This window comes from Fibrobacter sp. UWB1, from assembly GCF_002210325.1.
GTDB lineage: Bacteria > Fibrobacterota > Fibrobacteria > Fibrobacterales > Fibrobacteraceae > Fibrobacter.
The window spans coordinates 115,855-139,327 of record NZ_MWQL01000007.1; the positions used below are offsets into that span (position 1 = coordinate 115,855).

Annotated in this window: 19 protein-coding genes; 15 read left to right on the plus strand and 4 right to left on the minus strand. The window is 52.4% G+C overall.

Annotation, left to right across the window (positions count from 1 at the left end):
- Positions 1–82 precede the first annotated feature (82 nt).
- The 7 genes from B7988_RS07420 (at position 83) to B7988_RS07450 (ending at position 6,684) form a co-directional block, all read left to right on the plus strand.
- On the plus strand, positions 83–322 hold the full coding sequence (locus B7988_RS07420; protein ID WP_088657415.1) for a hypothetical protein: 240 nt from the start codon (positions 83–85) through the stop codon (positions 320–322).
- Between the two features lie 87 nt (positions 323–409).
- The gene (locus B7988_RS07425; RefSeq protein WP_073317779.1) at positions 410–1,222 is read left to right on the plus strand and encodes a thymidylate synthase; all 813 of its coding nucleotides are present in this window, start codon (positions 410–412) and stop codon (positions 1,220–1,222) included.
- Between the two features lie 20 nt (positions 1,223–1,242).
- Positions 1,243–1,728 (plus strand): dihydrofolate reductase, encoded by a 486-nt coding sequence (locus tag B7988_RS07430; RefSeq protein WP_073317776.1) that lies wholly within the window; start codon positions 1,243–1,245, stop codon positions 1,726–1,728.
- A complete protein-coding gene (locus B7988_RS07435) occupies positions 1,729–3,444 on the plus strand; it encodes a GGDEF domain-containing protein (RefSeq protein ID WP_088657416.1) in 1,716 nt (571 codons plus the stop codon).
- A gap of 69 nt (positions 3,445–3,513) precedes the next feature.
- Complete coding sequence (locus tag B7988_RS07440) at positions 3,514–4,821, plus strand: MgtC/SapB family protein (RefSeq protein ID WP_088657417.1); 1,308 nt, start codon at positions 3,514–3,516, stop codon at positions 4,819–4,821.
- A 13-nt stretch (positions 4,822–4,834) separates the two neighbouring features.
- Positions 4,835–5,578: a hydroxymethylpyrimidine/phosphomethylpyrimidine kinase gene (locus B7988_RS07445; protein ID WP_088657418.1), complete on the plus strand. Its 744-nt coding sequence runs from the start codon at positions 4,835–4,837 to the stop codon at positions 5,576–5,578.
- Between the two features lie 89 nt (positions 5,579–5,667).
- A complete protein-coding gene (locus B7988_RS07450; protein ID WP_249268897.1) occupies positions 5,668–6,684 on the plus strand; it encodes a fibrobacter succinogenes major paralogous domain-containing protein in 1,017 nt (338 codons plus the stop codon).
- A gap of 209 nt (positions 6,685–6,893) precedes the next feature.
- On the opposite strand, the gene typA is transcribed toward B7988_RS07450, so the two are convergent.
- Positions 6,894–8,726, minus strand: a complete 1,833-nt coding sequence (gene typA / locus B7988_RS07455) for a translational GTPase TypA (protein WP_088657419.1) — start codon at positions 8,724–8,726, stop codon at positions 6,894–6,896.
- 100 nt (positions 8,727–8,826) lie between these two features.
- Here typA and B7988_RS07460 point away from each other — a divergent pair, with 100 nt between their 5' ends.
- Positions 8,827–9,282 (plus strand): hypothetical protein, encoded by a 456-nt coding sequence (locus tag B7988_RS07460; protein WP_088657420.1) that lies wholly within the window; start codon positions 8,827–8,829, stop codon positions 9,280–9,282.
- 107 nt (positions 9,283–9,389) lie between these two features.
- On the opposite strand, the gene B7988_RS07465 is transcribed toward B7988_RS07460, so the two are convergent.
- A complete protein-coding gene (locus tag B7988_RS07465) occupies positions 9,390–10,628 on the minus strand; it encodes a lamin tail domain-containing protein (protein ID WP_088657421.1) in 1,239 nt (412 codons plus the stop codon).
- Between the two features lie 144 nt (positions 10,629–10,772).
- On the minus strand, positions 10,773–11,264 hold the full coding sequence (locus B7988_RS07470) for a peptide chain release factor-like protein (RefSeq protein WP_073317752.1): 492 nt from the start codon (positions 11,262–11,264) through the stop codon (positions 10,773–10,775).
- On the opposite strand from B7988_RS07470, the gene B7988_RS07475 reads away from it, so the two are divergent.
- From B7988_RS07475 to B7988_RS07490, 4 genes are all read left to right on the plus strand, one after another.
- Complete coding sequence (locus B7988_RS07475) at positions 11,259–11,975, plus strand: hypothetical protein (protein ID WP_073317749.1); 717 nt, start codon at positions 11,259–11,261, stop codon at positions 11,973–11,975. The genes B7988_RS07470 and B7988_RS07475 overlap by 6 nt on opposite strands.
- 62 nt (positions 11,976–12,037) lie before the next feature.
- Positions 12,038–12,874: a hypothetical protein gene (locus tag B7988_RS07480; protein ID WP_141225597.1), complete on the plus strand. Its 837-nt coding sequence runs from the start codon at positions 12,038–12,040 to the stop codon at positions 12,872–12,874.
- 39 nt (positions 12,875–12,913) lie between these two features.
- On the plus strand, positions 12,914–17,017 hold the full coding sequence (locus B7988_RS07485) for a C25 family cysteine peptidase (RefSeq protein WP_249268898.1): 4,104 nt from the start codon (positions 12,914–12,916) through the stop codon (positions 17,015–17,017).
- A gap of 2 nt (positions 17,018–17,019) precedes the next feature.
- Positions 17,020–17,886 (plus strand): hypothetical protein, encoded by an 867-nt coding sequence (locus tag B7988_RS07490; RefSeq protein ID WP_088657423.1) that lies wholly within the window; start codon positions 17,020–17,022, stop codon positions 17,884–17,886.
- Between the two features lie 102 nt (positions 17,887–17,988).
- Here B7988_RS07490 and metK read toward each other — a convergent pair whose 3' ends face one another.
- Positions 17,989–19,179: a methionine adenosyltransferase gene (metK, locus tag B7988_RS07495; RefSeq protein WP_088657424.1), complete on the minus strand. Its 1,191-nt coding sequence runs from the start codon at positions 19,177–19,179 to the stop codon at positions 17,989–17,991.
- A gap of 249 nt (positions 19,180–19,428) precedes the next feature.
- On the opposite strand from metK, the gene B7988_RS07500 reads away from it, so the two are divergent.
- Genes B7988_RS07500 through B7988_RS07510 form a run of 3 tightly spaced genes read left to right on the plus strand, consistent with a single transcriptional unit; the run spans position 19,429 to position 23,274 of the window.
- Positions 19,429–21,204, plus strand: coding sequence for a type II and III secretion system protein (locus B7988_RS07500; protein WP_170930576.1), 1,776 nt, complete (start codon positions 19,429–19,431; stop codon positions 21,202–21,204).
- On the plus strand, positions 21,201–22,364 hold the full coding sequence (locus B7988_RS07505; RefSeq protein ID WP_088657426.1) for a hypothetical protein: 1,164 nt from the start codon (positions 21,201–21,203) through the stop codon (positions 22,362–22,364). Before B7988_RS07500 ends, B7988_RS07505 begins: the two co-directional genes overlap by 4 nt.
- Complete coding sequence (locus B7988_RS07510; protein ID WP_088657427.1) at positions 22,354–23,274, plus strand: hypothetical protein; 921 nt, start codon at positions 22,354–22,356, stop codon at positions 23,272–23,274. Before B7988_RS07505 ends, B7988_RS07510 begins: the two co-directional genes overlap by 11 nt.
- The last annotated feature ends 199 nt before the right edge of the window (positions 23,275–23,473 follow it).

Here is a 23,473-nt window from a genome sequence, read left to right on the forward strand (position 1 = left end):
GCATACCGCCGGGGACTTTTTCTATCTTAATCAAAAATCTCTTCCTACTTCCTACTGTCTACTTCTAACTTCCTACTCCTCTATGACCAAACTCGACGAAATTCTCCAGTCTCTCAATGCTTCGAACCATGACCTCGTGGAAATGCTCCCGGCCAATTTGAACCACAAGATGGTGCAGAAAGCCCGTCTCGGCAAGAAGCCTGTTCCGAAACATACTCAGGACCTGATTCTGCAGGCGCTGAACAAGTATCTGTTGCAGAATGCCGTTACCGAAGACAAAAAGGTGAAACAGTACAAGCGCGTGGAAATATTCGGGGAGTGATTACAATGAGGAATGTGTAATGTGGAATGTGTGGTTATTCATTTCTCATTACACACTTCACATTTCACATTTTATTAAATTGACTGTATGCAACAATATTTAGACCTGCTCAAGGATATTTTGGAAAACGGAGTTGACCGTTCTGACCGTACGGGTACGGGAACGCGCTCCGTGTTTGGCCGCCAGTGCCGATATGACTTGTCCAAGGGATTCCCTTGCCTGACGACGAAAAAGCTTCATCTGCGCTCGATTATTCACGAACTTCTGTGGTTCTTGAAGGGTGACACCAATATCAAGTACTTGCATGACAACAAGGTGACCATTTGGGACGAATGGGCCGACGAAAACGGCGACCTGGGCCCGGTTTATGGACACCAGTGGCGCAGTTGGCCGACCCCCGATGGTGGACACATCGACCAGATCAAGAACTTGGTGAACAGCCTCAAGAACAATCCCGATTCCCGCCGCCACTTGGTGTGTGCATGGAACGTGGCCGAAGTGGACAAAATGGCCTTGCCGCCTTGCCACTGCCTGTTCCAGTTCTACGTGGGCGGTGTAGGCGCCTCCGGCAAGCGCAAGCTCAGTTGCCAGCTGTACCAGCGCAGTGCCGATACATTCCTCGGGGTGCCGTTCAATATCGCCTCTTATGCGCTTTTGACCTTGATGCTTGCACAGGTCTGCGATTATGAACCGGGCGAATTTATTCACACGTTGGGCGATACGCACCTGTACTCGAACCATTTTGAACAGGCCCGTGAACAGCTGACGCGTACTCCGCGCAAGTTGCCGACAATGAAGTTGAATCCGGCGGTCAAGGATCTTTTCGAATTCAAGTTCGAAGATTTTGAACTGGTCGATTACGACCCGTGGCCGACAATTAAGGCGCCGATTGCGGTGTAATCGAAGGAGGAGGCAAAGATATGTTGATTTCTGCAATTGTCGCGATATCTCGGAATAACGTGATCGGGCGTGACGGGCACTTGCCTTGGCATTTGTCTGCCGACCTCAAGCGTTTCAAGGCGATTACGACCGGGCATTCGATTGTGCTTGGCCGCAAGAATTACGACGATATCGGACGACCACTCCCGAACCGCACGAATTACGTGCTCACGCGCAACCCGGCTTTCGAAGCTCCGGGCTGCGTTGTCTGCGGCAATCTTTCTCAGGCTATAGAATCTGCTCGCGCCGCCCATGAAACAGAATGTTTTATTATTGGCGGCGCGGCCGTTTACCGCGAAGCCATGCCTTTAGTGCAAAAACTGTATGTGACGCGCGTGCTTGCCGACGTCGATGGCGACGTCTTGTTCCCTGAATGGGGCGATGGCTGGCACAAGATAAGCGAAGAAAAATTCGAAGCCGACGAAAAGAACGATTACCCGACAGTGTTCGAGGTGTGGGAGCGTTAATTGACAGAACCGGAAAGAATTCATAAGCAATATCTGTGGGTCACGTCGGCTTCGGCTGCCGTGTTACTTTTGCTGTTTGTCTTTTTTTTGATTGCGGTTTGTTCCAATGGAGTTGCCCCGCAAAATGTCCGCCTCGATAAAGGCTGGACCGTTACCTACAAGGGCGAAAAAACCGGAGTGGGGTCCTTGGTTAATTATACGTTCCCCAAGAAACTCATGCGTGGAGATTCGCTGATCCTGGAGAACCGGATTTCGGCAAACCAGCTTGCCCATCCGATATTCAGATTCCGGACGGTCCATAGCGCTGTCGAGGTTTTTGAAAACGGTAAAAGCGTGTATGAGTATGGCGGGGACCGCGATTTTCCGGGATGCGGTTACCATCAAGTCCACTTGAGTCATGGCGAAAATCAAAAGTTGAAATTGGTCCTTGTCAATAAAATAGACAACAGGAAAATTACTATTTCGAAATATGAACTTTTTTCAGAGGAATACGCCGTGAGCGATTATTCCTCGCGCCATATTTTTGCGCTAGTCATCGGAATATTCTTGATTCTTTTTGGCGTGCTTGCTGTTTTGGTCGGCGCCGTCATGCGGATTTACGGTGTCAATTATTTCCGCCTGTCGATGATTGGGGTCTTGTCTTTTACGTTTGGCACTTGGACAATGTGCTATACGAAGCTAATCCAGATTGTGTCTTACAATTTGACACTTAACACGACTCTTGAATATATCTGCCTTTATTTTTCGCCAATTCCGTTTACGTTGTTGCTTTGGAACATGCAGCGGACGCGTCTCAGTCAATCCAAGACTTGGGTCATGAAGTTCCTGGTGGCCTACGAGGTCGCTTACTTGGCTGTCTCTTCGGTTCTTCATTTTACTGGATTGCTGTTCTACCCGCAAATGCTGGTGTTTTTCCATGCGGTCGTATTTGCCGGATTGGTATACTTTGTTTATTCCGGCATTCTCTACAACAAAAAAATGGACGAGTCCGGAAAGATTCTTTCCCGCGGAGTCCTGTTCTTTGTGGTAATGGTGGTAGCGGATATGCTTCGCTATAATTTTGCCCGCCATCTCGCAATCGACAACCCTTTGCTGGAATCGTCCTGGATTCCGTTGGGTACGCTTGGCTTTGTGTTCTCGCTTGTTCAAAGCTATGTCGTTTATTTGGTCTACATTCTGGAAGACCGTGCCGAAAAGGGTGCGCTCGCTACGATGGCTTATCTGGATGCCTTGACGGGACTATTCAATCGAGCCAAGTGTCAGCAGATTTTTGATATTCTGGACAAGAGCTTTGGCGACTACGCCTTTGTGAGTATCGACATGAATGGCCTGAAGATGGTAAATGACAAGTATGGCCATAATGAAGGCGATAAACTCATTAAGATCTTTGCCGGCCTTTTCAAGGAGGCTTTTGCGGGAGTAGGGACCGCTATTCGTGTGGGCGGCGATGAATTCCTGGCGATTGTGCGTAGTGAGCATGTGGCCGACGTGAACGATGCCGTCAAGAAAATGGTCGACTTGCAGAAAGAACGCAGCGAAGATTTGCCGATTCCCCTCGAAGTGGCCTATGGTGTGGCTTTTAAGCATGAATTCTTGAAAAACGGCTTTAGCATGGCCGAAGAAACCCACATTGATGCCGAAAAAGTTTACCACCTGTCCGACGAGCGCATGTACGCCATGAAGGCGAAGATGAAGTCAAAACTCGCCAGGTTCTAAAGCTCACTTTTTGCATATTTTCGCGATTCTCGTGTATCTCGGTGTCAGTCTTTAATATATATTAAAGACATGCTTGACTTTAACGTGTTTTATCGTTTGGCGGCAGCTATAGGCATTGGCCTGATTATTGGCTTGCAGCGCGAACACACTTACTACGACCAGTCGGGGAGGCATCCGGCGGGGGTTCGTACGTTTACCCTTGTGGGGTTAGCGGGTGCCATGGCGGCCCTGCTTTCGGACCAGATGGGGGGTGTGGCGCCTTTTGTTACCGGATTTGTTGTCGTGGGCATGCTCTTGATGGCCATGCATGTGTCTTTTGCGATTGGTCACTGTAAGCACGAAGATTCTACCGGGGGACACCTGCCCGGTGGCGACGGCATTACCACGAGTATTGCGGTGGTGATCGTGTACTTGCTCGGTGGAATTTGCTGGTACGGGCGTCTGTTGGAATCTTGCGTGATTGTGGTCGTGATTCTCTGGGTGCTTTCGGCGAAGGAGCAGTTGCATACTTTTGCGCAAAAGCTTTCTAAAGAAGATATTTTGGCGACGGTCAAGTTCGCGGTAATTTCGGCTTTGATTTTGCCGTTCTTGCCGAACCAGGCTTACGGCCCCGCGGGGCTCGAAGTTTTGAACCCGCATACGATTTGGCTGTTCGTTGTATTCATTAGCGGTATCGGTTTTGTGGGCTACGTGCTCATTAAGCTTGTGGGGCCGGGCAAAGGCATTTGGCTTACGGGGCTTTTGGGTGGGCTTGCCAGCAGTACGGCTTTGACCTTGAATTTGGCCGGCCGCAGCCGCGAAAACGAGGATTACGCGTCGGATTTTACGCTTGGCATTGTGCTGAGCTGGGCGGTGATGTATGTGCGCCTGTACCTGATATGCATTTTCTTGAGTGGCGCACTTGCGAAACCGCTCGCGTTGCCGCTGTTGTTGCCGGTGGTGCCGGCGCTCGGGTATGCGCTTTACCTTAAGGTGAAGGAATTCCGCAATCACCAGCAGAAATCGGCTGATTTTACGAACCCCTTCAAGCTTTTGCCTGCAATCAAGTTCGGCGTCATCTTTACTTGTGTGATGTTCGTGGCCAATGCGGCGCGCGTTTACCTGGGTGCAGGCGCGCTGCTTGCTTGCAGTTTTTTGGGTGGTGCCGCTGAAATGGATGCGGTGGCGTTCTCGGTGATTGACATGAACTTGAAGGCCGGTCTCCCGGTGCGCGAACTGGTGCTGGCGTTGTTGTTTGCAAGCCTCGCCAATACAATCACGAAGGGTGGCTTGGTGTTTTTCTTGGGCGCGAAGTCGATGCGTCGTCCGATATTGCCTGCGGTGGTGCTGATTTGCCTAGTGACGGCCGGCTTGATCGGGTATTACGCGGTCTTATAAAAAAGGATAGGGTATGGGTGAAAAATTGATTCACGCTTTGACGGTAGCGGGCTTTGACGGCTCTGCCGGAGCGGGTTTTATTTCTGATATCAAGACGATGGCGCATTTTGGCGTGTACGGCCAGGCAGTCTGTACGGCGCTCACGCAGCAGAATGAAGAAGAATTCGTGGCGCCAGGCTGGGTCATTTGGGACCGCATCGAGGCGCAACTCGAAACGCTCTTTAAAAAACATAAGTTCAAGTACGTGAAAATCGGGCTTGTGGAAAAGGCCCGCACCTTAAAGCGCATTGTGGAATTTGTCCGTGAAAAGTCGCCGGATGCATTCATTGTGTGGGACCCGATTGCAAGTGCTTCGGCGGGTTTTCACTTTATGCGCGATGCCGAAAAATTCTTGCCGATTATGAAGTCTATTGACTTGGTGACGCCGAACCAAGATGAATTTGCCTACTTGGGCCTGGGGCTTGCGGAATCCCGCGGACAGATTAAGATGGGCCGCGACTTTGCCGTACTCTTGAAAGGTGGCCATGCCCGCGGCAAGGAATCGATCGATACCTTGTGGTATAATGAAGAACAGTTCAAGTTTATTAGCCCGCGGCTCCCCGGCAAAGGCAAGCACGGCACCGGCTGCGTGCTCAGCTCTGCAATCCTTGCAAACGTCGCCCTCGGTAAAGATGTGCCTACCGCCTGCGAAATTGCCAAGCAGTACATGAACGAATACCTGCAAAGCGGGGAAGGAAGGCTCGGGTTCTTGGTGTAGGCGAGAGTTTTTTAATTGTCACACGGATTGGGAAAAGCTAACGTTTTTCTATCTTTTGATATGAGTTACATTTTATGGGGTTAGTATTTATGAGAATTTTTTTAATAGCGTTATTTTTGGTTGCTTTTGGATTTGTTGCTTGCGATGATTCCGGTACGAGTTCTACGGAACAAAATGCTGATACAGAACAAGTATCATCTTCATCTGTCAATTCGACCGTTGAACAAGAATCTTCTTCTAGTGTCGTTCCAAATGACACGAAGCAATCTAGTTCTAGCGAAAAAGATGTAGAGGTTAAATCGTCTTCATCGATCAACTCGGCTGTAGAACCGGAATCTTCGGCGGAAGGTGAGAATAATTCATCTTCTAGCAGTTTAGTCAATCTCGATGGCTGGATTTGGGACAAGGAAACATATCTGAATCCCGAAATTAATTACGGCACCATGATGGACGAGCGTGACGGTAAAATCTATAAGACAGTAAAGATTGGCGACCAAACCTGGATGGCGGAAAATCTGAATTATTCCGATAGTGTAAAAACTCCGAGCCTCAAGGGCAAAAGTTGGTGTTACAAAAATGATGAGAAATATTGCGATGTTGCTGGGCGCCTCTATACCTGGGCTGCTGCAATCGATTCGGTAAAGTTTGCGAACGATGATGATAACCCGCGCGATTGTGGCAATGGTGAAAAGTGTATCTTTTCTGACACGGTGCACGGAATTTGTCCGCCGGGCTGGCATTTACCGGATACAACGGAGTGGGTTGCTCTGTTCATGGCTGTGGGCGGGCAATCTACGGATCATCCTGGGGAATCCACGGCGGGCTATATTATCAAGACTCAGAGGGGCTGGAACGATTATAAGGGAATTTCCGGCAACGGCTCTGATGCATTTGGTTTCTCCGCATTGCCTGCTGGCCACGGGGATGTTGGCTCCAACAAAGTTTACTTTTACGATTATGGTTGTTACACCGATTTTTGGGGGGCCTATGATTACGGAGGTTCTCTCGCCTATCGCATTGCCTTGAGTTTCGCAGCGCCCGATATTGCGTATCTAGGCCACGGCACTAAGCGGCTCGCTTTTTCTGTCCGTTGTGTAAAGGACTAGTGAGACGGATGTCGAACGGTCATGTAAGAGCGAGACGAACTTATACTCATAGAGCATAACTCAACTAAGAAACTGAGGTTTCAAGTTTCGTATATCTCTGGAGCCGTGGTCTGTTTTCTCGGATTGGAGAGGAGGTCCCGGGTCAAGCCCGGGAAGACAATTAAAAAAGGCACTCGGTTGAGTGCCTTAAATTTTTTATGAAGTAAGTATTAATCTTCTTCAGCAGGGCGCTTGGAGAGCTGCTTACGCTTGATCGGGTCGAGCTCGGTCTTGCGGAGGCGCAGCACTTCCGGCGTGACTTCGATGCATTCGTCTTCGTTGATGAAGGTGACGCATTCTTCCAGAGTCAGGCGGCGGTACGGTGTCAGCTGGATCATGTCATCGGCAGACTTGGAACGCATGTTGGTGAGGTGCTTACCCTTGGTGACGTTCACGATGATGTCGACGTCGCGGTTGTGTTCACCCACGATCATGCCCGGATAAACTTCGGCACCCGGTCCGATGATGAGGTAACCACGATCTTCGAGGTTGGAAAGAGCATAGCTTGCAGCTTCGCCCGGTTCCTTCGCAATGAGCACGCCGTTTACGCGGGCCGGAATTTCGCCCTTGTACGGTTCGTAGTCCTTGAAGATGGACTGGCTGACGGCATAACCCTTGGAAAGGGAAAGGAGCTTCGGGCGGATACCGATAAGGCCACGGGACGGCACGAGGTATTCGAGAGTCACACGGTCATTTTCGTCGGTGGTCATGTTGACCATTTCGCCCTTACGGGTGTTGATTTCCTGAATGCAGGCGCCGCTGAATTCGCTCGGTACTTCGACCTTGAATTCTTCGATCGGTTCGAGGAGCTTGCCGTTTTCGTCGGTCTTGAAGATCACCTGCGGAGAACCAATGGTGAATTCATAGAGTTCACGACGCATGTTTTCGACGAGGATGGTGAGGTGCAAAATGCCTCGGCCAGACACCTTGAAGGTAGAGGCGCCGTCGACCTTTTCGACCAAGAGGGCGGGGTCTGCCATGTGGGCGCGTTCCAGACGTTCCTGGAGCTGGTTACCCGTCATGAACTTGCCACCGTACTTACCGGCCAAGGGCGAGGTGTTCACGGTGAAGAGCATGGAGATGGTCGGCGGGTCAATGTGGATGCGGGGGAGGTGCACCGGATTGTTCGTCGAAGAAAGGGTATCACCGATGTCGAAGTTGTCGAGACCGGCAATCAAGATGATGTCGCCGGGACCCGCTTCTTCGATCGGCTGCGGGGTCAGGCCTTCGTAGCGCAGAATCTTCTGGATACGGATGTTCTTCACCTTGCCGTCGCTCGTAGCCTGGGCAACGGTCATGTTCGGCTTGAAGGTGCCCTGCTGCACGCGGCCCACGGCTAAGCGGCCGAGGAAACCCGAGTATTCAAGCGATGCAATCTGCAGAAGCGGTTCTGCATTCGGATCGCCCTTCGGGGCTGGGATGCGTTCGATAATCTTGTCCATCAAAATGTGGAAGTCGCCATCGGGGTCTTCCATTTCGGCCTTGCAGATACCCTTACGGCCAGAGCCGAACACCTTGTCGAAGTCAAGCTGCTGCTCGTTGGCGTCGAGTTCGCAGAACAGGTCGAACACCTTGTCAAGAGCGGCGTGCGGGTTGCAGCCGTCACGGTCGATCTTGTTCACGACCACGATAGGAATAAGTCCCATTTCAAGGGCCTTCTGGGTCACAAAACGGGTCTGAGCCATGGGGCCTTCGAAGGCGTCCACCACCAGAATCACACCGTCCACCGTACCCAGAACGCGTTCCACCTGGCCGCCGAAGTCGGCGTGCCCCGGGGTATCGACGATGTTTACGCGATAGCCCTTGTACATGACGCTCGTGTTCTTGGAAAGGATGGTGATGCCGCGTTCACGTTCCAGGTTGTCGGAGTCCATCACGCGTTCGTTGACTTCCTCGTTTTCGTGGAAGGTTCCGCATTGCTTGAGGAGCTGGTCCACCAGGGTAGTTTTACCGTGGTCAACGTGGGCGATAATGGCGACGTTTCTGATTTTAGATGTATCCATAATGGCTCTTTTGATTGACGTTTATTTTTGCGCGCAAATTTAGAAATTCTAGCCGATTATGGCAATGTTTTGGGGGTAAGTTTACTATATTTGGGCTACTATGGCAAAAGAACTCGACAATTTTGACGATGAAGAAATGGACGAAGCCGCCCTCGAGAAGTTCGATTCCGAGGACTCCCTTGCCCAGCCCCCCCAGGTTCGCGACTATAGCGACCGCCGTATCCTGATTTGGGAAGAAGACGATTCCCATCGCGACGCTTGCCTGACCGTGCTGACCGACCTTCTGGTGGGTGCAACCATCAAGGCTGTAAAAACCGAGGCCGAAGCCCAGGAACAGCTCGAAAATGACGACTGGGATACTTTCGTTGTCGATTTCTACACCGAAGGCGTTTCTTCCAGCGACTTCATCAAGAGCGCAAACAACTATCCGGGCTCCATTCTGGTGGCCCTGAACATGGGTCCGCTGACTCTTGCCGAGGAACGCGATCCAGCCCGCACAGAATTACTGCGCAGGCTGTTTGACGTTGAACGCGCTAATACGCAGATTCACGCCTAGTTTATGAGCTGAACTCATAAACTAATTCGGAATTAGGAGTTCGGAATTCGGAGTTGATTTCCTGAATTAAAATTCTGAAATCAGAATTCCGAAATCTGAAGTTACGTTTAATCGCAGAATGTCACTACGCCCGGAGTGGGGACCGCAAGGCACCACGACGAGGAATCTGAACGCATGTTCCAGTGGTCAACATTCAGTTGGCCACTTTGATTGTATTTACCTGAGCCTACCGCGGGCACCACATTGGAATGCAGCGAGTCGGGGGTGCTTGCATAATACAGGGAGTCAAGCGTTTCGCCGTCGCACTGCAGTACGACGGCGCCCTTGCTGTTGGACATAGCGCTCCAGCCATCGGTATTGATGTGGAGGGCGGGCGTGTTTTCGGAGGCGGCATCGCCTAACACGAGCACCTGGCCGGGCAAGATTTCGCTGGCGGTGAGGGCGTAGCGCTTGACGCTGGTGGCACTCCCGAGGCCAAGCGTGCAATCGTCGAGGATAAGCGTGTCGATGCTTCCGTTGTAGATTTCAACGAATTCATACTGCGTGCTATCCTTGGCGTTGGGCGCTGCGTAGTATTCCGTAATCAGCAAGTCGTCGACCTTGGGTTTGCGGAAAGCGGCGCGGAGGGCAAGCGTGATGGACACGTTGCGCTCGTCGGCGGGCTTTACGGAGACTGCGATTTTACTGCGCAACGAGTTCAGCGAGAGGTCGGGCACCGGGCTGTCTTCGGTGAGCAGGAACCTGTCGCTCAAGTCGTAGATGGCGTTGCCGTCTGCATCGAACAGGGAAATCTGTACTTCGTATTCAACGCCGAGCTTGAGCATGCCGCTCTTGAAGAGGAGCTTGCCCGTGGATTCCTCCATGGGGATTTCGTAACGTTCGTCTTCGGAAACAAGAGTCATGGTACCGCTTTCAATACCGCTTTCGTTCCTGAGGCCGATAGGCACTTCAACCACCACGAAGCCCACAATGGGGTGCATCTGGATCGGAATGTCTGCGATGGCGCCTGCTTCCAACTTAGTCGAGAGTTCGCCCATTTGCATGAGCGCACCGTTCGCATAAATCTTGGCCTTGAACGTCCAGTTGTCGCTGGGGAACAAGTCCATGCTGAAGAGGCCGCTGTCGGCAGAATGCACGTAGTGCAAGGTGTCTGCGCCGTAACAGTCCAGCACCAGGCTGTCCAAGAGGGGCGGCGTGTTGTACTGCAGGCGGAGCGCGACCGATGCCGTGCCCGACTTGCTGATGGTGGCGCTGGTTTCGTGGGTGTCGCTGCTGCAGTTCCAGAGGGCGAGAGCGCACAGGAATGCGGTGGCGATGTTTGCGTGTTTCGTTTTGATAGGACTCATAATACCTCCATTTGGTTGAGTGGTCCTATTTACTAACACGCCATTTTGGGCAAAAGTGTCTGATTTAACCCCTGTTTTTTGGGGAACTTTGTTGTAAAATTTTGTTAACCACAATTGCGGGGGTGGAACGAAGTGCTGGAAACCCTAGAGCTTTAGCGCTTTCTGGCCGTTTTGCTTGCGGTTTCCTTGCAGCTTGGTGGCGCAGGCTTTGTCTTGGCGCAAAATCTTCACGAGCGCACTCGGGGTCAGGTTGAATGCGGCTGCCGCGGCCTTTGTGTCGCCGTTCTTGGTGGCCATAATATCGAATACGTGGGCTACGAACAACGGAAACAAGGGATTGGAAGGTTGGAGGTGACCGTTGCTCCCCGGAAAGGGCATTTCGGGATTTGCGGGTGTTTCGCGGACTTGCAGGGCGAGAGCCATTTGCATTCGGTGTAGCGCATGGACCTTGTTTTCGTGAGCACTCCTGCCTTCGCACGATTTGATTTCTAAATTGAATTCCCGTAAACCGAGCAGAACGCCCGTGTTGGTCTTGTTGCGGTGTTGACCGCCGGGGCCTGATCCCTGGAACCCCTTGAGGGTGCAGGCACGGAGCAGTTCGTCGAGCGTCATTTTTAAATAGGTATCGCGATGCATACTATTAAAAATAAAATTGTTATGGCCCTTGCGATTGGGGCATGCGTATTCTTTTCGGCTTGTGCCGGCTCTTCAAAAGACGATGCCGGCCTCGATGCACCGGCCAACGTGAAAAACGAGAAGGTAGTGGTTCAGGAATCTGACAAGCAGGCCATGCTCGAATCCATGTTCAAGAATTTCCTGGTTGCCATTCGTGAAGACACGCCTGCCGACGACCTTTACGCCATGTTGACGGATTCTTCGGAATACTGGCTTGACACTCTGGAACGCCACGCCATGACTTACGGCCCCGCCGAACTCGATACCTGCCAGTTCTACGAGATTTATTCCATTCTGCTTTACCGCCTTTACGAACGCGAACACCTGTGGCAGGTTCCCGAAGACCGCATGCTTTGGCTCTACATGTCCAAGGCGGGAATCATTCATAACTTTACCAAGCTGAAACTGGGCCCCATGAAAATCAAGAACGACCGCGGAAGCATTGGCCTGCAACAGAGCCCCGAAGTGCCGATCATGATTTTTGAATGGGACGACAAGTCCTGGAAACTCGACCTGGTCGAAACGGTTCCCCTGATTACGAAGGGTATCGAAGCTACTGCAGTCAAGAAGAGCTGGAGCAACAAGAAACTGGCTCTCTACTGGCTCGACCGCGAATACCACATGACGTATTCGAGACTCGATGATTCCCTTTGCGAACCCATTGGCTTCTAGTGGTGGGAAATCTAGTGCTGAATATAAACTTTTCGAAGATCGTCCTTGTTGCATTAATTTGTTTGAACTCCGCGCTTTGGGCCGCTCCCAAGGGTAAGCCCTATACGGCGGGCTCTGCCAAGGTAATCGGCGCAGTAGAATCGAAGACCGCTTTTAGTGGCGAACGCCTTTTTGCAACGCTCGATTCCGTGGGCGGTACGGGTACCTGGATGGAATGGGACGTGAATGGTGAGAAAGATCCCTCGCTTATGGGAATTCTGGACCCCATGCTCAAGGGGACGAACAAGCCCGAAATGGTGTGGGTGATTACCGAACGCCAAAAACCGTTGGTTGCCGTGTTGCTGCCCAAGGGAAAAGGCGAAACAATCCTGTTCTATGAATTGCCTTCGCTCGATGCAAAGCCGGTGCCGCTTTCGATTAATCCTGTGCTTCACCCCGAGGTGGTTTTCCGCGACTATAGGCAGGTTTCGGACAAGGAATATGTCCACCGCGATAAGGATAACCTGAAGGTGAAACTTTTGCCGTCGGGCATGCTCTTTACTTACGAAAAGAAGGGCGAAGATCCGTTGTACATGGTGGCTGATTACGCGACCAAGGACCCTGCCGAAAAGAATTCGATTTTGACCGATTACGAGGACTACTTCAAGTACGAATATTCGCTGATGCTCAGGGCCTTTGTGCAGTCGGTCAGGGGAGTGTTCAATTGGCAGCCGTGGCACTGGTATATGCCGGCCTGGAACGCCAAATTCATGATCAAGCGCGCCGAGCTTGAATCTATCCTTGTGCGCGGCGTGGCGCCCTCGTTCTTTAGGCTTTTCAAGGCGACAACGCCTGCCGGAGAATCGATTGAATTCCGAACGAATGGAAATGGCTATTCGGAATTAGAAATTCGCAAGTGATCTATAATCAGGGCTTTCGTTATTTGCTATTTTAGACTTGTGAAGCCTAAAGTACTTATTACCCTTTTTGTGGCCTTGGGGGCAATCTGCTCGTTTGCCCGCGTGGTCGAAGATTCCAGGACGCGTTACGTTCTGGATGACGCTGTCGTTGAATCTAGTATTCATCCTTGTGATTCTACCGGTTTGCCTGGGGTTAAATTCAAACCCGAAAATGCGACCTACCTGGAAAAGCATGATATGCCCTTTAGGCATTATTGGGTTGCTTTGCCCACGAACAAGAAACCGTCTGTTTCTGTAACCGATACCAAGACTGTTCCGCTGGGAGCTCCCTTGTGTGCAGAACACCGCGATATTCGTACGGATGCTTCTTGGATATATTCGATTGATGTTTCGGAACCTGTGCTCCGCGATGGTCTTTGGATGACCAACATTCGCGTGCCGCTTTACGTTAAGAACGGCTCGTCGGTTTCGCTGCGTAAGAATTTCCGCTTGAAGGTTCAGTTTAACGGCTCTACTAACGGAGTCAATCCGGGTAAACGAGCCCTTTCCAGAGTGCAGAACCCGGCGGCGGCTTCGCGCTTTGGCGTTTCGAAGGCGAAGGCTATCAAGGCCTTGCGTTCCGAGGCAGCAGACGGTGAATTGCCGACGTTCCTTGCCCGCTTTAGCGTGGGCGACCAGAATGTGGCGACCAATAGCGAAGACGGCCTGTATGCGGTGAGCTATACCACGATTCGTAATGCCTTACCCAACCCCAAGGATTTGGATGGCATTCCGGTAGAATGGATTCGCGTTTACGGTGCATCGCCCGATACGCTGGCCGACATGGCTCCTGGCGCAAGCGATCGCATTCCGAACCAGATTTTTGAAATTCCCATTGAAATTCGCGACCATACGCCCGCATCGGAATACGGTTCTGCGAGCAGCGCCCCCGATAACCTGTTCAATAGCGGCGACTCTATTGTGTTCATTGGCTACGGTAGCGCATTCTGGAAGCGTTGCGACCGCGAAGATCAGTTCTTTGTGAACGGCAAGATGGATTACTTCCATTCTTACTCTCCGTATTCGTTCTACCAGAAGTTCTTGTTGGGCTACAAGCAGACCGGCAAGGGCATGCGCTTTAACCAGACGGTTACGGCTCCTGCGGGTAGCGGCAAGGACATTGCCTGGTTGCGCTATGTGCGTGCCGAAAAAGAAATGGATTTGCGCGATACCTATTTCGGTAAGGAACTGGACTGGGAAAAGGCAACCGGTAAGGAATGGTATTGGCTGTGGCATAGCCGTCTCGAGACCACGACGGTTCCGGCTTCTGAACTTGAAATGAAGACTACCAAACAGTTGCCCGGGCTTGTTCCTGGCGGTAAGCAGTATGTGTCGGCTTCGTATTTCCCACATCGCTCGGTGTGGGCGTCTGCTGCAGTGGTGGACCAAGACCAGCGTGCAAACCTGACGCTTTCGTCTGCCGGGTACAAGCAGCGCATGGATTCTATTTATTTTGCGATGGAAATCAACGGTGTTCGTGTGGAATATACCGACACCGAACTCTTGCCGGGCGGTAACTTTCGTATCGATAATCCGGGGCTTGTTGAAGACGGGAACCAGTATGTACTTGAAATGTTGCCGTCGCCCAGACAGTTTGACCGCTTTGACGGCTATTCAGTTGCGTACCAGTGGACGCCTGCTGTCGATTCCGCCGAATGGCTTTTGCCGGGCGGTGCGGTTTCGGGCGTTATCAACGTGCCTGTTCCGTCTAACACCAAGGTGCTAAAGTTTTCGAACATGCGACCGGTCGGATTCCTGAAGGCTGCCGGTGGCGTTGCCAAGGACAGCGTTACTCTTGGCGAGGACGTGCGCTACATTGCCGTTAAGGAAAACGTGTTCCGCACGGGCTTGAAGGTCGAGGGTATTGCCAACTATGGCGATGGAGTACTCAAGGATCTTTCGAAGCCTAATTCCAAACTTGAATACCTGATTATTACTCCGGCCGAATTCGTGGACCAGGCGAAAAAACTTGCCGAATTCCGTAACGACGGTTCTTCCGTGGGTACGTTTGCGACCTCGGTGGTGGTGGCCGAAGACATTTACAACCGCTATACGGCTGGCCGCATGTCGCCGGTTGCAATCCGCAACTACATCGCCTACGTCTATTCCGTGTGCCCGAATTTCCGTTACGTGTTGCTTGCTGGCGCCGGCCACTTCGACTACCGCGACATCAACAAGAAATACGGTGTTCCGGTGCTTCCGCCGTTCGAAAAGGAAGATGGCGTGATCGAAGACTTCTTCGGTATTCTCGACTCGGGGGAGGTGGCTCCCTACGGTGTTTACGATTTGGACGTCGCCGTCGGTCGACTTCCGGTGGCGACGGCGGCAGAATTTGCAAACTATGTCGAAAAGGCCAAGGACTACGAAAAGAAAGGCGCCATGGACTATTCCGACTGGCGCTCGACTTTGCTGCATACGGCTGACGATGCCCGTAACAGCGGTATGGATGACGCGACCAAGCATACCATGTATCAAGAAAACCTGGTACGAGCTATTGATAGCATGGCTGTGAAAAAGAAGGAACGTTGGAATTTCAAGAAGATTTACTTGCTCGATTATGCTGAAGATGCGGCTGGCCAAAAGAAAGACGCCGCCGAAGACTTCCTGAATATCTTGAATCAGGGAGCCCTGTTTACCACATACTTTGGACACGGTTCCAAGACTGACTGGGCAAGCGAAGGCCTGCTCAAGCCGAGCTACTTGGTGAAGCTTACGAACAAGGGCCGCTATACGATTCTGGGCTCGTTCTCTTGCACGGTGGGCCGCTTTGACGAAGGTAACGCCCGCTCCCTTTCCGAAGAATTCTTGCTGAAGGCAGATGCCGGTTCTATCGTCTCTATCGGTGCGACGCGTGAAACCTTTGCCGAATACAATTCCAACTTTGGAACAAACCTCTTGCTGAATTCCTTGCGTGAAACCGGAGAAACTATTGGAAGCGCCTTCTTGCAAACCAAGCGCTCTGTCAGCATGAAGTATGAACGCCAGCGATTCAACAACGAACGCTATGTGCTTCTGGGTGAACCGGTGATTCGCATGCCGAGTAGCGAATTCAAGTTTTCTCTGGACACTCCGTTGGATTCTGTCAAGGCGCTTGACCACGTGAAACTTTCAGGTTCCGTGGAAGGCCTTGACAATGGTTACGTGGACTTGATTCTGCGCGAAGGCCGCACAAACAAGAAAATGTCTCTCGAAGTGAGCGATGATTCCGTTGACGTGTTCTACGACGGCGGATTGATTTATTCCGAAAAGGTTCCGGTGAAGGGGGGCCGCTTTGCGACCGACTTCGTGACGCCGCGCAAGATTTCGATTGGCGATACGACGGCTGAATTCAGCGCGTGGGCTTATTCCCCGAATGAAAGCGCCGTGGGCCGTTCTTGGCTCAGGAACCTGGTGATTAGCGGTATTTCGGACTACGCCGATTCCCTGAATGACACGCTCCCGCCTTCTATCCAGATTCAGTCTTGCTACGGCGGCGGTGTAGTGACAGACTTTGCCGATGGTGAAACGGTCAAATTGCAGGCTCCAGCTTGCCTGCAGGTGGTTGTAGAAGATTCCACGGCGCTAGACTTTAGAGAACAGGCTGATGAAGGAATCTCGTTTGAAGTCGTGGGCGTGCAGGAACCGTTCCACCCGTGGCCCTATTTGGAACAGACTTCGAAGCGTGCCAGGGTGCGCATGAACTTTAGCGCAGAACAGTATCCTGCCGGCAAGTACGAATTCAAGGTGTTTGCGAAGGACGTTTTGGACAACATCGCCGTCAAGTCCTTGAATCTTGAAATTACGGACGACATGGAATCTGGCCTTGCCGACGTATTCAATGTGCCGAACCCGATGGGCAAAAAGGGCACAACCTTCTACTTCAAGAATTTGGCTGTGGATCGCGACAGCAAGGTCGACATCTTTATCTACAACCAGAATGGCAAACTGGTTCGCGTGATCAAGAATGCTGTTTCGGGCGTTACGCACTGGAACGGTCATGACAATCACGGGCGCTTGCTTGCTAACGGTCTGTACCACTACGTGGTTCGCAGCACCGTATCTGCTAACGAAAAGTTTGGCAAGAAAACTTGGACTAAAAAACAAAAACTGTTGATTTCGAGGTAATTATGGATTTGCGTGAAAAGCCTGGTAAAGTTCAGACTTTTTTGGAATTGATGTTGCGTTTTCGTTTGATCGCCTTGGTGGTCATGGTCATTGCGACGGTTTCATTTGTGGCGACCGGCTGGCAAGAAATAGTTTCTTTGCCGCTGGGCTCTTCTGAAGCGCTTGGAATGTGGCTTGCCGAAACAGATACGGCGAAGGGCTTGTGGGAATCTGCCCGCTATATTGGCGTGGCGACGATTGCCTGCGTGGTCATGTTTGTCGTATTTGGCGGAGTCCGCGCGGGCATTGCCTCGGTGGTGTCGGCGATGCTTTCTTTTGCGGCGCTGTATGTACTTGGTGGCGCCGAAAGCATGCCGCTCCCGATGTTTGGAATCCTTGCGCTGGTGGCGGTTGTCATGTTCATTTTCGTGAAACTTTCGGTCGCTTGCGCGCTGTTCCCGTTTGTGCTTTCTTGGCTGTTCTTGAGCGGGATTCTTGAAATTATTTCTTCGAAATTTGATGCCGCGGCAAGCCTCATGTGGGGTGCGCATTCCGCATTCGCTTTTGCTTGTGCGATGGCTTTTGCGGTGGTTGCGGGCAAGCACTTGAGCGAAGGCGCTCCGCAGGCGGGTGCGCTTGTGAAATCGGCAAAGCAGTTACTTGCGCCGGTAGTGATTGGTTCCTTGCTCTTGGTTGCAGCCATGACTTTTGACATGGGTGAACGCAACTGGGTCTATGCAGCGCTCCAGTTTGTGGCGGTCCTCGTGTGGTTCTTCGTATTTTTCTTCTCGATTTCCTCCTTTGGCCCGTGGGAACGCCTGCGTTCCGGAAGCCGCCGCGTCGAAATGAAGGACAAGAAGAAAAAGGCTCCAGCTAAAAAGAAGAAGTAATTCGCTTTTGAATGCAGAAAAAAATCCTCGACTTTATGTCGAGGATTTTTTGTAAAAGGAGATCCCGGGTCAAGCCCGGGAAGACAATCTTGAGAAAGTCGCTTAGATTTTTGCGAGTTTCTTCAAAGTTGCAGCCTTGTCGGTCTTTTCCCAGGTGAAGCGTGCGCCCGTGCGGCCGAAGTGACCGAGAGCGGCGGTAGCCTGGTAGCCCGGCTTCTTCAGGTCGAGCATCTTCACGATGCCTGCCGGAGAAAGGTCGAAGGTCTTCGCGACGAGAGCTTCGATTTCGCGGTCGCTGATTTTGCCCGTGCCGAAGGTGTTCACCAACACAGACACCGGCTTACTGTAGCCGATGGCGTAGGCGAGCTGCACTTCGCAACGGTAGGCGAGGTCTGCGGCGACAATGTTCTTTGCCACGTAGCGAGCGGCGTAGGCTGCGCTGCGGTCCACCTTGCTCGGGTCCTTGCCGCTGAAGGCGCCACCACCGTGGCGGCCCATGCCGCCGTAGGTGTCGACGATAATCTTACGACCGGTGAGGCCGCAGTCACCGTGCGGACCGCCGACCACGAACTTGCCGGTCGGGTTCACGAGGTAACGGGTCTTCTTGTCGAGCAACTTGGCCGGAATCACCTTCTTGATGAGCTTTTCGATGATTTCCTTTTCTATGGTAGAATGCTTGAGTTCCTTGCCGTTCACGAATTCGTCGTGCTGGGTAGAAATCACGACGGTGTCCACGCGTACGGGCTTGTCGTTTTCGTCATATTCCACCGTCACCTGGGACTTGGCATCCGGGCGCAGCCACTTGATCTTACCTTTTTCGCGAAGGTTCTGGATTTCTTCCATGAGCTTGTGGGCGAGGCTGATCGGGAGCGGCATCAGTTCCTTGGTTTCTTTAACGGCGTAACCGAACATCATGCCCTGGTCACCGGCACCCTGCTTGTCATCTTCCTTACCGTCGGCAGCCTTGGCGTCCACGCCCTGGGCGATGTCGGGGGACTGCTTGTCCATAGCGACGAGCACGGAGCAGCCCTTGTAGTCGAAGGCGAGTTCCGGATTCACGTAACCGATGCCCTTGATAGTCTTGCGGGCGATCTGCTGATAGTCGATGACGGCCTTGGTGGTGATTTCGCCGGAAATCACGACGAGGCCCGTGTTCACGAGCGTTTCGCAGGCGACGCGGCTGTTCGGGTCCTGCGCGAGGCATGCGTCGAGGATAGCGTCCGAAATCTGGTCGCAGACTTTGTCCGGGTGTCCCTTGGACACGGATTCAGAAGTAAAGAGATAATGTGCCATGTAGGCTCCTTGATGTTTCCAGCACCAAAAAGAATGTCGCATTTTTGAGCATTCCCAAGCGCTGAAAAAACGGGTTTAGGTTTTTCTATGCATAAATCTACAAAAGCGCATAAAGACTGACAACTCCAAAACGGAATTTTTGGACCGAATTGGGCTTTGGTCGTCTATTTTTGTAAATTGAGTCCGATTCGCCGAATTGGGAATCTTTTTTATATCCCGGGCAGGGTTATTGCCGTTCCCGAGGGATTTTTGCCCCATAAATTGCTATTTGCCCCTGTTTTGCTGTGGGCTTTATTCTGTTTCGCGCCCGTGCAGGCTGTCGAGCGCGCTAAAACGCATGCCGTCGAGCGCGCCGAAAAACCGGTGACACTGGATTTCGTGGATACGCCTATCGCCGAGGTGGTGCGCCTGATTTCGCTTGCGTACAAAACCCCCGTGTTGGTGGATGACGCCCTCGATTTGAAGGTGACGTTTCACTTGGACGGCGTGGGCGTACTGGATGCCTTGACCGCGCTGTGTTCCGCCCACGGGCTTGAACTGGTGCAGCAGGAATCCGTGTTCCATGTGCGGCGCGCGAGGGAGCGCGGCGAGCATGAGTTTTCCCTGCGCGACACGCTTGTAACGCTGTCGGTCAAGGACAAGGAAGTGGGCGAATTCGTGCGTGAGTTTGCCCTGAATTCCGGCCTGAACATTCTGGCATCACCCGGGCTTGAAGGCCGTATTACGGGCGAGCTTCGCTCCATGCCGGCCGAGGCGGCATTTCGCTCTATAATGTCTGTACATGGTTTTCGGGTTTGGCGTGAAGGCGCAATCTTGCGGGTGGAAAGCCCGCGGTTGAGTTCTGCGGGTAAGGCATCAAGCGAAGCGAGCGATAAAATCCGGATTTACAAGGACGGCGACTTGTACAGCGCCGAGGTGAACGATGGCGATTTGGCGCAGGCGCTGAATGTACTTGCGGAAGTTGCGGAATTGAACTTGGCGCTGTACGGCGACATCCGCGAAAGCATGCGGCTTAAATTGCATGCGGTGACGCTTGAATGCTTGATTGAGTCGCTGTTCAAGGGGCGTCGTTACAGCTTTGCGCTTGAGGGCAAGACTTTGTACGTGAGCGAGGGTGGCACGCACAAGGCGCTTTCGGCGAGTAAGCTCTACCCGCTGCGGCATGTCCATAGCGAACGTGCGCTTGCGTACTTGGGCAAGTTTGCGCCCAGCCCGAACTTCGTGGCGACCGAAATCAAGGAACAGAATGCGCTCTTGCTGGGCGGTTCGCATTTTGAAATCCAGATGGCGGTGGATTTGCTCAAGCAGATTGATATTCCGGCGCTGCAGGTGACGCTCTCTTGCATCGTGGTGGAATTCAAGCGCGGGCGTGGCTTCGAAATCGGGCTGCATAGCGGTGCCACGCGTAAGACCGCGGAACGCGATCTTGGCGCGCGAGGCTACTTCGATTTTATGGGCAAGGATTTTTCGGCGGCGGGCGCTTTCGGTAAAATCGGGCTCTTGCCCGACCGCTTTGAACTGGAGCTCGCCTCGCTCGAAGAAAACAACCAGGCCGAGGTCCTCGCGCGCCCGCGCTTGACCACGCTCAACGGCAATAAGGCCGAACTCAATGTAACAAATACCGTCTACTACTTGGTGAGCCAAGTGTCTGCCGATGGTTACCCGATTACAGATTACCGCTCGTTCAACGATGGCATTTCGTTGGAACTCACGCCCTCGGTGACGCAAGAGGGGAGAATCACCTTAGAGGTTTCTCCCGAAATCAAGTCAGCCGGGCGCAGCTCCGGCGATGGCCCGCGCGACATTAGTACCCGAAACTTGAAGACGATGGTGGTGCTTGCCGATGGCGAAACGCTGTGCCTGGGCGGCCTGATTCGCAAGAGTAAATCAGAGGTTCGCTCAGCGGTGCCGTTTCTCGGGAGTATTCCTTTGCTTGGGCGTTTGTTCAGCTACACCTCCGAAGAGGAAGAAGAAAATGAACTTGCCATATTCATCACGCCGCACGTAGAAAAGGCGGGACTATGATTTTGAATATGGCTGGTTTGTTATTGCGTTTGCGGTACACGGGGACAATTCCGGTGGAGGCGAAACTCTTGACTTGGGAATGCATGACGACATTTGATGAAATCCCGGCGCAGGCGGAACTGGAACGCATGTTTGAAATGGAATTTCCGCGCACGAGCCGCCGCCTGCAGGAATGTGGTGGCTTTTACCGGATTTGGCATTTGGTCTCCTTCAATTCGTCGGAGGGAAGGCGATCCCGATTCCTGGTGGCGCTTGTCGAAAAGCCCGTTGAAAAAAGAACATTTGAAAAAATAACGTTTGAAAAAATCAGCCGGCGAGTGTTGCCCGAACAGATTTGGCTTTCGGCGGCGGCAGACCAGGCGATTCGCAAGTTGCACGAAAGCGATAACGCCGGCAATTACTTGTGCTACGCTCATGCCGAAGGTCGACTGTTCGTGCTTGTATTCTTTGAAGGCCGCCTTTGCCACTGGTCCGAAGATTTTGTAGGGGGTCATGCAAAATTGGAATTGGCCTTGTCTCGGTTCCGGCGTTTTTTGGAAAGCGATGCGCTGTTTTCGCGGGCGGAGCATTTTCAAGAAATCGCTCTGCAAGGCGACTTTACGCAAGGAATTATTTTGCAAGATTTTTCTTCGCAGGCGTTGTTCAAGCGCGCTTCGCGAGATTCTTTTTGGCGCTGGCACGATCTGCGCAAGCCCGAAGTGAAAGCGACGGGCTTTGCGGAACTTGTGGGTGCAATACTTGGACGCAAGACTTGTTGGCTCTTGATTCTTGCGCTCGCCATGTTGCTTGGTAAATTTGGGGAACTTGGCGCGAAATTGAAAAGCGATTTGCTGTCGAATGTGGCAGATGTTGTGCCACCGGAATTATCGGTGCCGGAAATCTCGATGCTGGAGGTTTCGCCGGATTGGAATGCTGTCGTAGAACTGCCGGAATCGAGTGCTCCGCGGGTGCGTAAGCCGATTTGCCTGCTGCCAGAGGTCTTTTTGAAAGGTGTCGTGGGCGAAGAGATTGCGGTCGTCGCGATGGCGGGGAAGCCTAAAGAAATTACGGCCGGAGATTCTCTAGGCTCGTTTGAAGTCTTGGCAATTGGTCGCGACCAGGTTGCTTTGGCCTGCGGCGATTCTACTGTCGTAAAGAAGGTGGGTGCGCATGGACCTTGATTATGGCATGGGTAAGCGAGGTGCAGTCCTGCAGCTTGTTCTAGGAATTATTTTGGCGGTGACGCTCTTGCTGACGTCGCTTTTGCAAATGCCGGGAGGCCTGCAGCGTGTGGCGTTGCGGCGTGCCCAAATGCAACAGCAGATTTATGATGCGGAATCGGCGCTGATTGCGCACTTGGAAGGCTTTCCCGAGGGCTATTTTGCGCTCCCGAAAGTCGAACGCTCGCGGCTTGGCCCTTGGGCGGATTTATCGGCAAATTTAGCTGTACCGATGGGCGAGTCGCGCCTTCATGTGCTCGCAGGAATCGCTTGCGACAGCGCCTGCAACATGCTCAAGTCGCCCAAGCTTCGGCATGAAATTTATGAGGGTTTCAAGCAACAACTGAATCGTGAAATCATGCTGGTCAAGCCCCCTCTCCAGCTCGAAATCAAGTCGGGCAACCGCCGCGTTTTCGGTCGAGATGCCGGGCGCATTCCCTCGAAGGCTTTACAAGTTCTCGATGGCGATTTAACGCTTGATTTGGAGGGCGAAATTTCATCAGGCCGATTCGTCGCCGACGGTTCAATCGAGATTCGCGGAAGTGCAGACTTCGATACTTTGCGCGTATATGCCCGAGGGCCTGTTTACTTGCGCGAATCGCTCCTGCGGGGGGCTGTCAAAATCAAGTGGCTGGAGGCTTTTAGCGAGGACCGAATCGAGATTTCTCGAGGCGTGGAGTTTTCGGGCGTCGCCATCGCCCGGCACGAGGTTGCCTTCCCGAATGGGGCGGGCGAAGTCCGAATGCGGTATCCTTCTTTTGTGATGGCGGTTGAATCGGCGAACCTGCCGCTAGACTTAAAACTGGATTCCGTCTTAATTCCCGACTTTATTGACGGTGACTTGAAACCCTTCCAATGGAGCTTGCGGTAGGCTTGTCTTCCCGCACGTAGATGACAATAGCCACTTGCAGCTTTGCTGCTTAGTGGATATGATCCTCGGAACGGGGACGGGATCTCCTCTTCAAACCGAGAACAACGCATTTTAGGAAATGAAAATGAATTATAACTATTACGTCTACATTCTTTTTTTTTGCAAACATCAAAGGAGATCCCGGCTCAAGGCCGGGAAG